Source organism: Streptomyces sp. NPDC107575 (genome assembly GCF_055657265.1).
Genome location: NZ_JBVKBG010000002.1, coordinates 1,216,239 through 1,229,775 on the forward strand (window position 1 = coordinate 1,216,239; position 13,537 = coordinate 1,229,775).

The 13,537-nt window shown below is 71.4% G+C and carries 13 protein-coding genes and 1 pseudogene; 3 read left to right on the top strand and 11 right to left on the bottom strand.

Annotated elements, in window-relative coordinates; translation table 11 throughout:
- Positions 1 to 25: 25 nt before the first annotated feature.
- Positions 26 to 1,333, bottom strand: a complete 1,308-nt coding sequence (locus tag ACZ7L4_RS12110; protein ID WP_472101609.1) for a phospholipase D-like domain-containing protein — start codon at positions 1,331 to 1,333, stop codon at positions 26 to 28.
- Between the two features lie 649 nt (positions 1,334 to 1,982).
- Positions 1,983 to 2,210: pseudogene (locus tag ACZ7L4_RS12115) on the bottom strand (hypothetical protein); the annotation flags it as partial.
- Between the two features lie 247 nt (positions 2,211 to 2,457).
- On the opposite strand from ACZ7L4_RS12115, the gene ACZ7L4_RS12120 reads away from it, so the two are divergent.
- The 3 genes from ACZ7L4_RS12120 to ACZ7L4_RS12130 are packed head-to-tail and all read left to right on the top strand — an operon-like array spanning position 2,458 to position 4,675.
- Positions 2,458 to 2,922 (top strand): hypothetical protein, encoded by a 465-nt coding sequence (locus tag ACZ7L4_RS12120; protein WP_472101610.1) that lies wholly within the window; start codon positions 2,458 to 2,460, stop codon positions 2,920 to 2,922.
- Complete coding sequence (locus ACZ7L4_RS12125; protein WP_472101611.1) at positions 2,919 to 3,749, top strand: hypothetical protein; 831 nt, start codon at positions 2,919 to 2,921, stop codon at positions 3,747 to 3,749. The genes ACZ7L4_RS12120 and ACZ7L4_RS12125 overlap by 4 nt, the downstream gene beginning before the upstream one ends.
- 14 nt (positions 3,750 to 3,763) lie before the next feature.
- Positions 3,764 to 4,675: a transporter substrate-binding domain-containing protein gene (locus tag ACZ7L4_RS12130; protein WP_472101612.1), complete on the top strand. Its 912-nt coding sequence runs from the start codon at positions 3,764 to 3,766 to the stop codon at positions 4,673 to 4,675.
- Between the two features lie 112 nt (positions 4,676 to 4,787).
- Here ACZ7L4_RS12130 and ACZ7L4_RS12135 read toward each other — a convergent pair whose 3' ends face one another.
- From ACZ7L4_RS12135 to ACZ7L4_RS12175, 9 genes are all read right to left on the bottom strand, one after another.
- A complete protein-coding gene (locus tag ACZ7L4_RS12135; protein ID WP_472101613.1) occupies positions 4,788 to 5,423 on the bottom strand; it encodes a TetR/AcrR family transcriptional regulator in 636 nt (211 codons plus the stop codon).
- 140 nt (positions 5,424 to 5,563) lie between these two features.
- A complete protein-coding gene (locus ACZ7L4_RS12140; protein WP_472101614.1) occupies positions 5,564 to 6,457 on the bottom strand; it encodes an alpha/beta hydrolase family protein in 894 nt (297 codons plus the stop codon).
- Positions 6,457 to 7,410: a VlmB-like protein gene (locus ACZ7L4_RS12145; RefSeq protein WP_472101615.1), complete on the bottom strand. Its 954-nt coding sequence runs from the start codon at positions 7,408 to 7,410 to the stop codon at positions 6,457 to 6,459. Before ACZ7L4_RS12145 ends, ACZ7L4_RS12140 begins: the two co-directional genes overlap by 1 nt.
- An 87-nt stretch (positions 7,411 to 7,497) precedes the next feature.
- The gene (locus ACZ7L4_RS12150) at positions 7,498 to 8,502 is read right to left on the bottom strand and encodes a phosphatidylglycerol lysyltransferase domain-containing protein (protein WP_472101616.1); all 1,005 of its coding nucleotides are present in this window, start codon (positions 8,500 to 8,502) and stop codon (positions 7,498 to 7,500) included.
- Positions 8,499 to 8,990: a hypothetical protein gene (locus ACZ7L4_RS12155; RefSeq protein WP_472101617.1), complete on the bottom strand. Its 492-nt coding sequence runs from the start codon at positions 8,988 to 8,990 to the stop codon at positions 8,499 to 8,501. The genes ACZ7L4_RS12150 and ACZ7L4_RS12155 overlap by 4 nt, the downstream gene beginning before the upstream one ends.
- Entirely contained in the window at positions 8,990 to 9,481 is a 492-nt protein-coding gene (locus ACZ7L4_RS12160) for a type II toxin-antitoxin system RatA family toxin (protein WP_472101618.1), read from the bottom strand. Before ACZ7L4_RS12160 ends, ACZ7L4_RS12155 begins: the two co-directional genes overlap by 1 nt.
- 33 nt (positions 9,482 to 9,514) lie before the next feature.
- The gene (locus tag ACZ7L4_RS12165; protein ID WP_472101619.1) at positions 9,515 to 10,765 is read right to left on the bottom strand and encodes an aspartate aminotransferase family protein; all 1,251 of its coding nucleotides are present in this window, start codon (positions 10,763 to 10,765) and stop codon (positions 9,515 to 9,517) included.
- Positions 10,765 to 11,892 (bottom strand): acyl-CoA dehydrogenase family protein, encoded by a 1,128-nt coding sequence (locus tag ACZ7L4_RS12170; RefSeq protein ID WP_472101620.1) that lies wholly within the window; start codon positions 11,890 to 11,892, stop codon positions 10,765 to 10,767. Before ACZ7L4_RS12170 ends, ACZ7L4_RS12165 begins: the two co-directional genes overlap by 1 nt.
- Before the next feature lie 8 nt (positions 11,893 to 11,900).
- Complete coding sequence (locus ACZ7L4_RS12175; protein WP_472101621.1) at positions 11,901 to 13,535, bottom strand: aldehyde dehydrogenase family protein; 1,635 nt, start codon at positions 13,533 to 13,535, stop codon at positions 11,901 to 11,903.
- Between the last annotated feature and the right edge of the window lie 2 nt (positions 13,536 to 13,537).

Here is a 13,537-nt window from a genome sequence, read left to right on the forward strand (position 1 = left end):
TCGCTGAGGGCGGCCGCTGTGGCGCCTACTCCTCGACCTGTTCCGGGTCGATCGGGATCTCGGGTGCCGTGTTCTCGGCGCGCTTCTCGGCGGTCAACTCCCGTGCCACGGTCCCGCAGCAGCGGTTGAACTGGTTCTGCCAGTCGTTGATGAACATGTCGTAGCTGGACTGGCCGACCAGCTTCAGGTCCGACTCGTCGTTGTGCCAGACGCCGTTGCTCGTCCAGTTCGAGGAGCCGACGAACACGACTCTGGCGTTGGACGAGCTCGCGTAACCGCCGCTGACCATCATGTACTTGTCGTGCGTGTAGTGCAGGGCGTTGCCGTTCGCGTCGATGCCGCGGGAGGTGTCGTGCACCTCGATGTTCGTCCGGTCCTTCAGGTAGTCCTCCACGCTGCCGTCAACCTGACCGGCGGTGAAGAGTATCCGTATCTTCACGCCGGACTTCCCCAGGCTCACCAGCTTCTTCGGCAGCTCCAGATAGTTCCGGTCGCCCGGCTTCCCGTGAGAAGTCCACTGGAACATGGCGATGTTGATCGTGGCCGGCGCCTTGACGTTGTTCAGGAAGTCGACCCAGGTGTCGCTCTTGGAGCGCGCCTTGGGCCACTGGTACGAGGGCGGGGACAGTGTCGTCCTGGCGTCCGTGCCGCTGGTGGAGTTGTAGTAGTCGGGCATCAATGGGCCCGGGCCGTTGAGCGCGCCCTTGGACATGGCCGTGAAGTAGCGGACGTAGGAGTTGTAGAGGTCGACGTTGCCCTTGACGGTGGCGGCGCTGTTCCACGCGGTTCTGGCCTGGGCGGAGGTGGGGTTGGCGCTGCTGACGGTCACGGTCCTGTTCGCGTCGCTCCCGCCGCTGAGCATGTAGTACTTCGCGTGCAGGGCGGAGCCGGAATAGTGGGTCAGGCAGCCGCCCGGACACAGTGCGGCGAAGCTGGAGGCGCGCGGGTCGTTGCCCAACTCGTTGACCATCGACTGCCAGGTCGCGTTGTCGCTGTGAGAGTCCATCAGCGCCTTGACGATGACGCCGCGCTGGTGCGCGGCTATGAGGGCGTTGGCGAATTCCGGGCCCGGGTGGCTGTTGCCGATCGAGTACATGGCGACGCGTATGGTCTGCCCGCAACTGGCGCTGTTGATCGAGTCGATGATCGGGCCCATGACGTTCATCTGGGCGTCGGGGTCCTCGGGGTCGCTGAAGCTCGGGCCCGGTCTCGAGGTGAACGTCCGGTTCTCGCAAGTGAGCGGAGCCTTGGCCTTCTTGACCGCTGCGTGCGCCGTTGTGGGCGCGAGTGCGGTGACGGCCAGCGCGGTGATCAACGTGAGCGTGCGCTTCATGGGCGGGCCTTTCGCAGGGTGGTTGACGATGACGAGTCAGGGTGTTTGTTGCTGTGCTGATCGACCGGCGAGTGGTCGCCCAGGTGGGCGGGTTGAACCACTCATGACTCCGGATCAGCTGACGGTGTTCGTCCCGAACATCGGGTGGCCGTCGCCGTTGAGGCCGCTCGCCGCGGCGACGCGCACGTGCGTCGGAGGCGGGGTGGTAAGGCGGCGTTTGTGCTCGGCCATGCGTTGAGCTCCTGCAAGGGACAGAGGCGTCCGGTGGACATCCCGCTTCGACGAGGTGTTGGTCCGTTGGCGTTTGCCCCAATTTGTTGCAGGCGTGACTCGCCGTTCGGCACACAGAAGACTCACCACGGCGGTTGAGGGTTGCACGAGAAAGCAGGGAAGCGGCCGTGATGCTGAGCACGTTGAGTCGGAGGGCGAGCCGGTCGCCCCCGGGCGTCGGTCGTGCCGCCGCCGGGATGTCCGACCTGCCACGCCGATTCGCGGAGGACACGGCGACCGCGTACTGACGCCTCGTCGCCCCGCAGCACGGCGAGGCGCCATTTGACTTCCAGGGGCGGGCCGTCGATGAACCCGTCTCCATCTCCCCCGGAGAACGTCTCGCGCTGGGCTTGGTTGAGGGCGAGTTCGACGTGAGGCGTCAGTACGCGTGTACAGCGGTCCATCCGGGGTGGCGAAGTCGCTCGGGTACTCCAGGCGCCAACGACTGACGTGATCGCCGCCGGTGAGGAAGACGCGGTAGGTCGCGTTCGTAGACGTCGAGGACGCGGAGGGTGTCGTCCTTGCGGCCGAGGCCGTACGGCGGGACCACCAGGCCGTCGATGTCCAGGCGGGCGGCATGCAGCAGGAGATGGACCAGGGACTGGAAGTCGTCGAAGGCCGTGCCGCACGTCGCTTCAGCACGTCATCCTCACTCGGGCGTGACCATGGCTGCCGGGTGTCCACCGAAGGCCCTGTTCCCCGACGAGTCGGACGCGGAGCTGGGCCTTCGTCCTAGGCAGCCGGCGTCCCGCCGGGCCCTCCCGAAACAGCTGTCAGAAACTTCAACAGGCCTTTAACATGAGCCCGTTGACATCTTTGGCAGATGCACACAACTACTGGGTGACGGGGGCGTCATGACCGGACTTGCGGAGATCTCCACGGACCTCGCGACGTACTTCTCCATGGCGGCGAACACCTTGGGTGCCGCCATGGTGGCGAGCGCCGCACAGCGCATCACGGACGGCTCCATCGAAGCGGGCCGGGGATGCTTTCGCAGGCTCTTCCGGCGCGAGGACGGGCGGGAAACCTCGCTCGTCCTCACCGGCGATCGGAGCGAGCAACGGGCCGACCAGCTCCTTGGATCGCTCTCCGCCGAGGAGCGGGCCCGCCTCGCCGATGCCCTGACGACGTGGGTGAGCGAGCGGCGGCACGAAGAGGGCCTGGACGAGGGCCGCCTGGCACAGCTCCTCGCCGCGCCTGCCGCCGCACCTACGTACAACGTCACGACCCACGGGGCACACTCCGCCGCCATCGGTCAGATCGGGTCGAACGCCACCTTCAACCTCGGGGGCGACGGCCACCGCGGAGGCCCGGCATGACCACGCCGGGCCCCGGCATGGGCGGCGCGTCCGGCGGGGGTGCACAGGGCGGACCCACCGGCTCCACCACGACCACGACGGGCGACCACTCCGCCGCCATCGGCCAGGTCGGCCCGAACGCCACGTTCAACCTCGGCGGCATCAGCTTCCGCAAGGACATGGCCTGGCTCCCGGTGCTCGCCTCCGTCGTGATCGCGGCGACCGTCGGCTTCACCGTCTTCGCCGTCGTGCGCTGGCCCGGTGGTCCACAGAGCCAGTACACCGGCTTTTACGTCCTCGTGGTCGTCGCCGTGCTCGTGGCCGGCGCCGCCGCGCTGTATCCGGCCGACCGGGCCGGGCAGGTCCGGGACGAGGGTCAGGCACGTGCCGAGGCGAAGCGGCGCAAGGCCGTGCGCAGCGCGTTGGTCGTCGTCTCGGCCCTTTGCTGCGGGGGCGGCGCGCTCGCCTGGGTGGATGTCGACCGGACCGGCGAGGTCGGCGTGGAGATGCACATCAGTGGGGCGCAGCCCGTGGGCCACCGGGGCGACCCGCTCACCGTGGAGATGCCACGCCCCGTTCCCGGCGACGTACGGGACTCGCTGCGGCTGCGGCTGACCATCGAGGACGACGACCCGGACACCCCCACCTGCGTTGGCCGGACCACAGCGACGATCACCGCCGTCACCTCGGGCATCTCCCCCGGCGCGAAGGAGGTGCCGACGACGTCGACCGTCGACTTCGACCTGGGCGGACGCGAGGGCACCGTCCGGTTCGAGGTTGCGGTGCACACGGAGACGGGCTGCGCCATGCGGCTTGCAGAGGCCCGCGGAACGCTCCACAACGACTGAGAGGACCGTGGTTCATGGGCAACGCAGAACGCCGTACGTACCCCGTCGCCATCACCCTCACCGCGGTGGCACTCATCGCGGTGTCCCTGGCCGGCTGCGGCTCACAGCAGTCGTCGCTGTTCGAGGACGGGGAGAAGGTCGAGGTCGGCGCCAAGAGCGACCAGCCGGGCACGAGCTACTCGCCGCACGACGGCGAGTTCAACGGATTCGACGTCACCGTGGCCAAGGAGGTCCTCTCCGCGGTCGACGTCAAGTCCCCCGACTTCGAAGGTGTGCTGTCCCAGAACCGGGCGCGCGCCCTGCAGAACGGCGAGGTCGACCTCATGGCGGCCACCTACTCGATCACCGAGACACGCATGGCCACCAAGGAGGACGACGGAGACAACCTTGATTTCGTGGGCCCCTACGCCTCCACCAAACAGGGCGTTCTCGTGCGCGCCGAGGACGCCAAGCGCTACCGGAACCTCGATGACCTCCATGGAAAGCTGGTGTGTGTCTGGAAGGGCACCACGTCGGCGACGGAGCTGGAGAAGAAGGACTACGACGGGATCGGCACGAGCGAGCTGACGGACGCCCGCGACTGCGTCCGCGAACTGGTGGCGAAAAAGGTCGACGCGATCTCCACCGACCAGCTGATCCTCTACGGGTTCATGGATTCCGACCCCCGGCTCAAGGTCGCGCCCGGCATCACGTTCGGCGCCTACAACGACTACGGCATCGCCATGTACAAGGGCCACCGTGAGGACTGCGAGAAGCTGAAAGCGGCCCTGTTGGAGTACGTGAACGGGAACGACTGGGACCGCGACTTCCAGATCAACCTCCCCAAGGTCCCCAAGGCCGACCGTGATGAGGCCAAGCCGCAGGAGGGAGAGATCGAGAGCAGTTCCTGCCGGGACAAGCCGGGCAGCGCGATGACTGAGAACTGAAGGGCGGAACCACCGGGCCGCGAGCAGCTTCCGAGGCGCCTGGACGTCAATGGGGCGATCGCCCGGACAGGCTTCCACCAAGCCGTCCGGGCTCACCAGGCCCACTCCGGGCTCAGTCCGCGTGCGTCGTGTCCGCAGGTGCGTTGAGTGGCGGGGACGTCAGTGTCGCGTTCACCAGGTTGTGCACGGCTCCGCCGTCCAGGCTGATGCCGTAGAACAGGCTGCGGAACAGCATCAGTCCGGCCCACATGTCGAGCACCGTGGAGACGTCCGCGTCCGACGGCAGGACGCCGCGCTCGACCGCGCGCTCCAGCACCGCCACGGACTGCTTCTTGCGCTCCTCGATGAGTTCCTCGCGCAGCTGGTCGCCGAGTTCGGGGTCGGCCGCAGCGTCCGAGACGAGTGCCGGGAGGACCAGCCGCACCTTGGGCGAACCGTAGATCTCCGCCAGCGTCTTGGCCACGGCGACGATCTCCTTCCGGCTGTCGCCGACATCGTCGACGGGAACTTCCGGCAGCTCGACGCGGACGGCGTCCAGGACCAGGGCGGCCTTGTTGGGCCAGGAACGGTAGATGGTCGCCTTGCCGACCGCGGCCTCCTGGGCGATGCCCCCCACCGTCAACCGCGAGTACCCCAGGGTTCCCAGCATCCGCAGGGTGGTCGACAGGATGCGCTGGCGTGCCTCCAGGTCCCGCCTGCTCTGGCCGTTCTCCCCGGGTACCGGTGCGAGAGTTCTTTTCGTTCCCATGCGTTGGTGAGTTCTCCGATCGCGCACTGTGCGACGAGAGGTTCCGTCGCGGGAGGCGGTCAGAACGATCCGCCTCGTTTTGAAATGATGGGGGATGCCCAGCGGTTGCTCAAGCCCGGAGGCGGAGCGGCACCAGACATTCACACCCCCTGCTCCCGGATCCAGTCGGAGATGCGCTCCGCCGCCTCCGCGCCCCGGCGGGCCCACCGGACGTGGTCGACGCGTGCGCCGTCACTCGGGCGAAAGTGCCAGCGATCCAGGGCGGCGGCGGGGAGTTTCGCGCACAGCCGGTCGACCGCGGTGAGCGGAGCCAGGTGGTCGTCCTCCACCGAGATCGCCAGAACCGGGAGCCGCACCTCCTTGAGGCCGGCCTCGTAGTCGAAGGCCGACGCGGTGGGGGCGAAACGGCCGGTGCGGCAGATCCGCGCCCAGTCCCGCATCAGCCGGGCCGACTGGCGGCCGCCGAACCCCAGCCGGTCGCCCGGCCAGAAGCCGAGCACCGTCGAGATGAGTGCCACGAGCTGCGTGGAGGCCAGGACCCGGACCAGGTCCCTGCCGTGGAAGCCGCGGAAGTCCACCGAGCCGGCGGCGACGAGCAGCAGGCCGTCCACCGACTTCGGGGCCCGGGCCAGATGCAGGGCGCTGATCTGGCCGCCGATGCTGTGCCCCAGGAGGTAGAGCGGGACGCCGGGGCCGAACCGGTCGCGTACGGCGTCGACGACGGCCGGCCAGTCACGGGAGGCGAGTTCGTCGTATCCGTGGCGCGCGCCGCGCCCCGGCCGCGGGCGGCTGTCCCCCTGCCCGCGCAGATCGACGCTGACGGTGGCGATGCCGCGGGTCGACAGCTCGGCGCCGAACGGGTCGTAGTAGCGCGCGGTGACTCCGAGGGCGGGCCAGAGCACGACGACGGCACGCGGTGCGTCCTCGGGTGTGGTGACACGTGCCGCGAGAGCGGCTGACGGTGCCCCCGCCCGCTCGGGCAGGGGGATCCGCCAGGCCGCGGGGGCGGGCGCGTTCTCGCTGCGGGCGGCCATCACAGGGCCTTGCCGAGCAGCATGTACTCCAGGCGGGCGTCCTGCGTCTCGCGGGACCAGCGCTCCGCCGCCTCCATCCGCTCCTGGACTCCCGTGTCGACCAGGCGGCGGCCCGGCCAGATCTCGTAGTCGCCGAGCAGGTGACCGTGTTCCGCGAGACCCTCCTGGAACAGGGACTCGCGGCGGAACAGAACCTCCGCCATGGGCAGTTTCTCCCACAGCCGGCGGCCCTCTTCGATGAGGGCGAGGAGGCGGGGCTGCTCCTCAGGATGGCGGGTGAGGTGGTCGCGGACGATGGCGCTGCCCACCGCGAGGTGGCGGATCTCGTCCATGTTGGCGCCCCGCTCGACGAGGGCGGCGGAGGGGTCGAAGAGCTTCCACTTGCGCTCGCTGAGCTCGGCCGCGGGCGCGAGGACGCCCTCCACCAGGACGGTCAGCACGAGTACGCCGCCGTAGAAGTCGCCCTGATCGCGCAGGACTTGCAGGCCGAAGGCCTCCAGCGGGTCCAGCACGGCGGCGCCCGATGAGGCCGCGGTGCGTGCGACGGCCGCGGCCAGATCGCCTGCCGGGACCCCGGCCGTCAGGAGGTGCTCACGGAAGACGCGGGCGTGGCGGGCCTCGTCGACGAGCTGGGTGGAGAAGAACTCCAGACAGTCGGCGTCGGGCGCGTGGAAGACGAGGAAGGACAGGGCGCGGGCGGCTTTCTCCTCGGCGAGCGTGCGGAAGGTGAACTCGTCGACCAGGGCGTCGTGCAGCGGGCCTGGCCGGGTGACCGCCTCGGTGGGGGCGTCCGCGCGCACCGTCCCGTCGGCGAGGCGGCGCAGCATGCCGCCCGCCACGTGCTCGATCCAGTAGGGCAGATTGCAGGTGCCCGGGGTGAGCTCCAGGTTCACGGCGCCGTCCAGCACGCCTGGAGCGGCGTTCCAGTCGGCTTCCACGGGGAGGTTGGTCATGGTGTCGTCCTTCTCGTTGTCACGGTTGTCGGGACTCGGGTCTCTGGTGATGGCTGGCGCCGGCACGTGCGGTGTGCGGGCGGTTCCTCATACGGCGCCGATGGCACGCAGCAGGTGCCAGACCGCCCCGGCGCGGGCGCCGCCCTGGAAGGCGACGTACTCGGGTTCGATCACGTGCGGCGCCCACTTGAGCTTGAAGGCTTCCTGGGTGCGGGCGGGGTAGAGCGCCGACCCGTGCCGGGCGGCCAGCTGCAGGGCCCGGGTCAACAGGGGTGCGGCGCCCGGTGGTTCGAGGTCCGGGCGGAGGCCGGCGAAGGGGGTCAGACCCAGGTGCAGCCAGGATGCACCCTCTTCGGCGAACCGGGTCAGCGCCGTCAGGTTGATCAGTTCGATCGTGCCGACGGGGGCGAGCGGCGAGCGGCGGGTGAGGTCGTAGAGCCATCCCGGGCGGCCGCCCCAGACGGGCGAGTAGGTGATGTAGGCGACGGTCCGGCCGTCGTGGCGGGCGAGGAAGGTGCGGCGCAACCGCCGTCCGGGGCCGCCGCGTTCGCCGATCAGGAAGGACAGTTCCTTGACGTGGCGTCCCTTGGCGCGCAGCCAGTCCCGGTCGATGCGGTCGAGGGCCTGCTGGTCGCGCAGGTCGTCGGGGCCCGCCTCGCACACCGTGACGCCCTCGCGGCGGGCGCGCGAGACGTTCTGGCGGATCTTGGCCAGCGGTTTGCCGCGGAGGGTGAAGGCGCGCAGGTCGATGCCGTACGAGCTGCCGATCTGGTTCGCGGCGAAGCCCCGTTCGACGTACAACGGCAGGTCGTCGCGGCGCAGTTGGACGGCCGTGAGGCGGGCGCCCCGGCCTGGCCCCCGGTCCAGGTGTCGCAGGTAGGCGTCGAGGAGGTCGCCGCGCGCGGACGGCGGGGCGAAGGGGCCGGCGAACTGGACGTGGTGGCGCCGGCCGGGCAGATGGGCGATGAGCCCGGGCGCCGCCGCGCTGCGGTAGTGGCGGGTGCGGGCGTTGACGGCGAGGAAGGCGCTCGGGTGGTCGGCGTGCTCCCGCAGGACATCGAGGCCGGGCGCCGCCTCGGTGGGCGCGCTCACCCGGCTGCCTCCACCCGCTCGGCCCGGGCCGGACCCGGCGCGGTGGTACCGGACTTGAGGCTCTCCTCCAGGCGTACGAAGGCGGGGTGCGGCTTCGGCTCGAAGGCGACCGCGAAGGGCTTGAGGAAGTTGCCCAGCAGGCCCCGGTCCCCGCACAGGTGGATCGGCACGGCGAGCAGCGCCCATTCCGGGCGCACCAGCCACGCCCACAGGGCCACTACGGCGCCGGCGGTCAGCCAGCTGTGCATCGCGTTGTACAGGACGTAGTAGGCGCGCGGGACCGGCCCGCCCGCCGCGCGGTGGTGGGCGAGCGCGCCGGGCAGGTAGCCGATCACGTCGATGTAGGCGAACAGGGCGAGGGCCACCGGCCAGCGCACCTCGTCGAGGTGCCACAGGAACAGGCCCGCGGACAGCGCGAGACCGGCGCAGTACTCGGCCCGCACCAGGGCGAAGGTGGTGGGCGTCTCGAAGCGGTTGACGGCGTCCATCACGCGGCCCTCGTACGGGAGTCGCCGCACCCCAGGCCGTCGCGGCCGACCTGGGTGTCCTCGGTGAGGAGCGCGCGCAGGATGTGCTCGATCGTCTCCCGCAGCACGCGTGCGGCGACGGGGTCGACGATGCCCGCGAGGCTGGGCAGGCCGAAGTCGAACGCGGCGCTGAAGCGCACCAGCGCGGTGCCGCCCGGGCCGGCGGTGACCTCCCACCGGCCGTCGAAGGACTCGAAGTCCCCCTCGGTCTGGCGGAAGACGATGGACAGGGCCCGGTCGTCGAAGACGTCCTCCTCGCTCCAGGCCAGCACGCCGTTGCGGAAGTCGACCGCCCAGTCGCTGCGCAGCGGCGCGGGGGCAGCGGCCGGGTGGACGGTCACGGAGCGGACCGTGTCGACGAGGTCCGGGTAGCGCGCGAAGTCGCACACCCGGTCGTAGGCCTCGCGGGGGGACAGCCGGGTGTCCCCGTAGAGCAGTTCCACCGAACGCATGGGTGGGGTTCCTTTCGGTGCGGGCGGGCCGTGCTAGGCGGCCGGGAAGCGCCGGGCCAGGGCGCGCAGGGCGGCGTCGAGCGCTTCGTCCAGGTGGTCGAGTTCGCGTGCGCCGAGGACGGCGGGCGGGGTGAGGCGGACGACGGCGTGGGCGTTGAGGGAGTGGTTGGCGATCACGTCGCGGGCGAGGAGTTCGAGCAGGAACTCGCCCGCGAGGCCGGGGTCGTGGAAGTCGATGCCGATGAGCAGCCCGAGGCCGCGGACCTCGTGCACCAGGTGCGGTGCGTGGCGGGCCACGGCGCTCTCCAGGCCGGCGCGGATCCGCCGGCCGAGCACCTCGGCGCGGGCGACGAGGCCCTCGTCCTCGATGACGTCGATGGCCGCTTCGGCGGCCGCCATGGCCAAGGGGGCGGCCGAGAAGGTGGACGTGTGCAGGAACGGGTCGCGGTCGAAGGCGGCGAAGGCGTCGGCGGTGGCGACGGCCGCGGCCACGGGCACGACGCCGCCGCTGAGCGCCTTGCCGACGAGCAGCACGTCGGGGGTGACGCCCTCGCGGTCGGCGCCCCACCACCGACCGAGGCGGCCGAGGCCGGTCATCACCTCGTCGAGGACGAAGAACGCCCCCGACGCGGCGCAGGCGCCGGCCACGTCCTTGAGGTAGCCCTCGGGCGGCACCACCACGCCGGCCTCGCTCTGCACGGGTTCCACGATCACCACGGCGTCCCGGGCGTCGTCGCCCAGCGCGTGCCGCAGCGCCGCCGCGTCGCCGTAGGGCACGTGCACCGTGTCGGGCAGCAGTGGCACGAACGGATCGCGGTAGAAGGGCTTGCCGGTGGCCGACAGGGCGCCGAGCGTCTTGCCGTGGAAGCCGCCCGCGGTCGACACGATGCGCCGGTGGCCCCGGCTGCGAGCCAGCTTCAGGGCGGTCTCGACTGCCTCCGCACCGGAGTTGGTGAAGTGCACCCGCTCCAGACCCTCCGGGGCGACCCGGGCCAGGGCGGCCGCCGCGTGCGCGGCGCGCGGCTCAAGGAGCAGCCGGGTCGCCAACGGATGCGAGCGCAGCTGCCGTTCGACGGCGGCGACGATCCGCGGGTGGCAGGCGCCCGCGAGGAACACGCCGTAGCCGCCGCAGTTGAGGTACGCGCGGCCGTCATGGGTGTGCACCCAGGACCCGGACGAGGAGACCTCGACCTGGCCGCCGAACATCTCGCCGAGCGTGCCGCGGCCCCGGCTGAGGTGTTGTTTGTAGAGGCCGGCGATCTCCCGGCCCGTGGTGTCGGCCATCAGCGCACTCGCAGCGGAGCGCCGTCGTGGTGGTCGATCAGCGCTTGTGCCGTGGCCCCGCGCGAGGGCGGGTGGAAGGCCAGGGCGCGGCTGACCGCCAGCAGGTGGCCGACGTCCGGGTCAGTGGCGAAGGCCAGGCCGCCCAGGAGCTCGGCGGCCCGGTCCGCGCAGGAGACCAGGAGGTCCTGCGCGGCGTAGCGGGCGGTGAGGACTCCGGCCAGCTCGTCGTTGCCCACGGTGCCCTCGTCGACGACGCGGGCCACGTTCTCCGCCAGCCCGATCGCGGCCTCCACGCCGGTCAGCAGCGCCGCGCGGTCGGTGTCGCTGCCCCGGCCCGCCGCGAGCGCGCTCTCGGCGAGCCGCGCGACGACACCGGTATAGGCGCTGGTGACCAGCAGCTCGAACCACACGAACCCGACGGTCTGCAGGGTGTCGAGCCCGGTGCCCAGTTCGACCCGCGGGCGCAGCATGAGCTCGTCGGGGACGCGCACCTCGGCCAGGACGACCTCGTCGCTCTCGGCGCCGGCCAGGAAGGGGCTGGTCCAGAACGGGCGGCGGGTGATGCCGGGGGAGTCGGCCGGGATCAGGGCCACGCCGAGGTCGGTTCCGCCGTCCTCGCCGGGCAGGGCCACGCTCGCGGTGATGAGGTTCATCGAACGCGACAGGCTGCACGGCTTCTTGCTGCCGCTGACCAGGTAGCCGCCCTCGACGGGCACCGCGAGGACTCCGGAGTCGAGCACGCCCGCCCCGGTGCGGCCCTCGGCGAACGCGGAGGAGACCAGGAGCCGGTCGCGGGCGATGCCCTCGATCACCAGCCACTCCAGGCCGGTCGCGTCGGCGGACGCGACCAGCGCGACCAGGCTCGCCACGGAGAAGTTGTGCATGGCCGTCGCCACGCCCAGGGACGGCGAGAGGGCCCCCAGCGCCCGCGTGACGCGCGCCGCCTCCAGAGCGCCCGCTCCCGCCCCGCCGTAGGCGGCGGGCACCAGCAGGCCAGGCCCCGCGTGCCGGCGGAACAGGTCGATGCCGGGGCTGCCGGGCGACTCCAGCTCCCGGCGGTCGACGTCGGCCAGGGCCTGGGCGAACCCGGGCAGAAACTTGTCGCACGCCTCGCGTGCGCTGTCCATGCCGCGCATTACGCGGACACCTCCGGTACGTGGGTGTCGTCGATGTCGTCGGTCCCCACCTGGGCGAACACCGCCGCGCCGGGGCGCACGCCGCGGGCCACGCTGACGCCCTGGAGGTGGGAGGTGCGCAGGATCGGGTAGTTGGCCTCGCCGCCCGGCCCGCCGGTCAGTCCGGTGCCGCCGTGGGTGGGCAGCAGCGGGAGGAAGCCGATGTGGGAGTCGTTGACCTTGAGCAGCCCGCCGCCGCGGACCCGGCCGAGGAAGGTGTCGACGGTCCGTTCGTCGCCGGTCCACAGTGAGTTGCGCAGCCCGTAGGCGTTGCTGTTGACGAAGTCGGTGACGGAGCGAAGGAGTTCGTCGTCCGGGGCGTCCTCGGGGACCACCACGGGCAGCAGCGGGAAGAAGGTCTCGTCGCGCACGGCGTCCACGTCGCGGGCCGTCTTGAGGCCGTCCACGCGCACCACGGTGGGCTCCAGGAACAGCCCTCCGGTCGGGTCGGGGCGGCCGTGCACGTCCAGGCGGCGCCCGCCGCAGACCAGTTCGGCGCCGGTGCCGGTGGCCTGGGCGAGCACGTCGTAGAACTTGTCGGGGCGCAGCACCGGGGACAGCAGGGCGTCCGGTGCCTCCGGCGGGCCGGGCCTGATGGCGGCGGCCCGCTCCCGCAGCCGGGCCAGCAAGGCGTCGGCGACGCGGGGATGGACGACGGCGCAGTTGGGCACCATGCAGATCTGCCCGGAGCCGTAGAAGGCCTCGGCGAGTGCCTCGGCGGCGAGGTCGAGGTCGGCGTCGTGCCACACGACACAGATGTCGTTGCCCGCGAGTTCCAGGATCGGCTTCTTGCCGCGGGCGACGCACTCGGCGCCGAAGGCGATGCCCTGTTCGCTGTTGCCGAAGTACATGACGTCGTCCACCAGCGGGCTGTCCAGCCACTGGTCCAGGGTGGAGCGGGCGTCGGCGCACAGCACCGACAGGGCGGCCGCCGGGGCCCCCGCCCGTTCCAGGGCGGGGGCGATCAGCTCGCGCAGCGCGTACATCACGCCGAGCGGCGCGCTGCGCGGGGCGCGCACGACGAGGGCGTTGCCGGCCGCCAGCGCCCAGATGCCGAGCAGGGCGTTGGCGACGGTGGCGTTCTGCGGCGGATTGAGACAGACCACGCCGTCCGCCACCCGGCGCACCTGCAGGGTGCGCGGGCCCGCCTGCACGGTGTGCCGCATCCGGCCGGTGAGGAAGGTGCGGGTCGCGGCGCCGGTGTTGGCGAGCATGCCCGCCGCCTCCCAGCGGGCCAGGGCCCGCGGGTGCCCCTCGGCGATCATCAGGTCGACGAGGGTGTCGTGGTGCTCGCGCACCAGGTCGTGGAACTCCTCGACCACGCGCATACGCTGCTCCAGCGGGGCCGCCGACCAGGTCTCCGCGGCGCCGGCCGCCAGTTCGAGAGCGGCGTGCATGTCGTCGCCGTCCGCGCTCGCGCACCGGCCGACGAGGGCGGGGCCGACCTCGTCGAGGGGGATGTGGCCCTGTTCCAGGCCGCGCTTGAGACGGATGGCGCCGAAGAAGTCGTCCAGCATGGCGGAGGCGCGCAGGGTGTAGACCCAGCGTTGTCCCGGTGCCTCGGTGCCGCCGATGTAGGAGCCGTAGCTGAGCATCG

Bases quoted from the DNA above. Each gene is read 5' to 3' on its own strand.
- ACZ7L4_RS12170 (WP_472101620.1), bottom strand. From the start codon at position 11,892: ATGGACAGCGCACGCGAGGCGTGCGACAAGTTTCTGCCCGGGTTCGCC.
- ACZ7L4_RS12155 (WP_472101617.1), bottom strand. From the start codon at position 8,990: ATGGACGCCGTCAACCGCTTCGAGACGCCCACCACCTTCGCCCTGGTG.
- ACZ7L4_RS12120 (WP_472101610.1), top strand. From the start codon at position 2,458: ATGACCGGACTTGCGGAGATCTCCACGGACCTCGCGACGTACTTCTCC.
- ACZ7L4_RS12160 (WP_472101618.1), bottom strand. From the start codon at position 9,481: ATGCGTTCGGTGGAACTGCTCTACGGGGACACCCGGCTGTCCCCCCGC.
- ACZ7L4_RS12175 (WP_472101621.1), bottom strand. From the start codon at position 13,535: ATGCTCAGCTACGGCTCCTACATCGGCGGCACCGAGGCACCGGGACAA.
- ACZ7L4_RS12110 (WP_472101609.1), bottom strand. From the start codon at position 1,333: ATGAAGCGCACGCTCACGTTGATCACCGCGCTGGCCGTCACCGCACTC.
- ACZ7L4_RS12165 (WP_472101619.1), bottom strand. From the start codon at position 10,765: ATGGCCGACACCACGGGCCGGGAGATCGCCGGCCTCTACAAACAACAC.
- ACZ7L4_RS12125 (WP_472101611.1), top strand. From the start codon at position 2,919: ATGACCACGCCGGGCCCCGGCATGGGCGGCGCGTCCGGCGGGGGTGCA.
- ACZ7L4_RS12130 (WP_472101612.1), top strand. From the start codon at position 3,764: ATGGGCAACGCAGAACGCCGTACGTACCCCGTCGCCATCACCCTCACC.
- ACZ7L4_RS12145 (WP_472101615.1), bottom strand. From the start codon at position 7,410: ATGACCAACCTCCCCGTGGAAGCCGACTGGAACGCCGCTCCAGGCGTG.
- ACZ7L4_RS12135 (WP_472101613.1), bottom strand. From the start codon at position 5,423: ATGGGAACGAAAAGAACTCTCGCACCGGTACCCGGGGAGAACGGCCAG.
- ACZ7L4_RS12140 (WP_472101614.1), bottom strand. From the start codon at position 6,457: ATGGCCGCCCGCAGCGAGAACGCGCCCGCCCCCGCGGCCTGGCGGATC.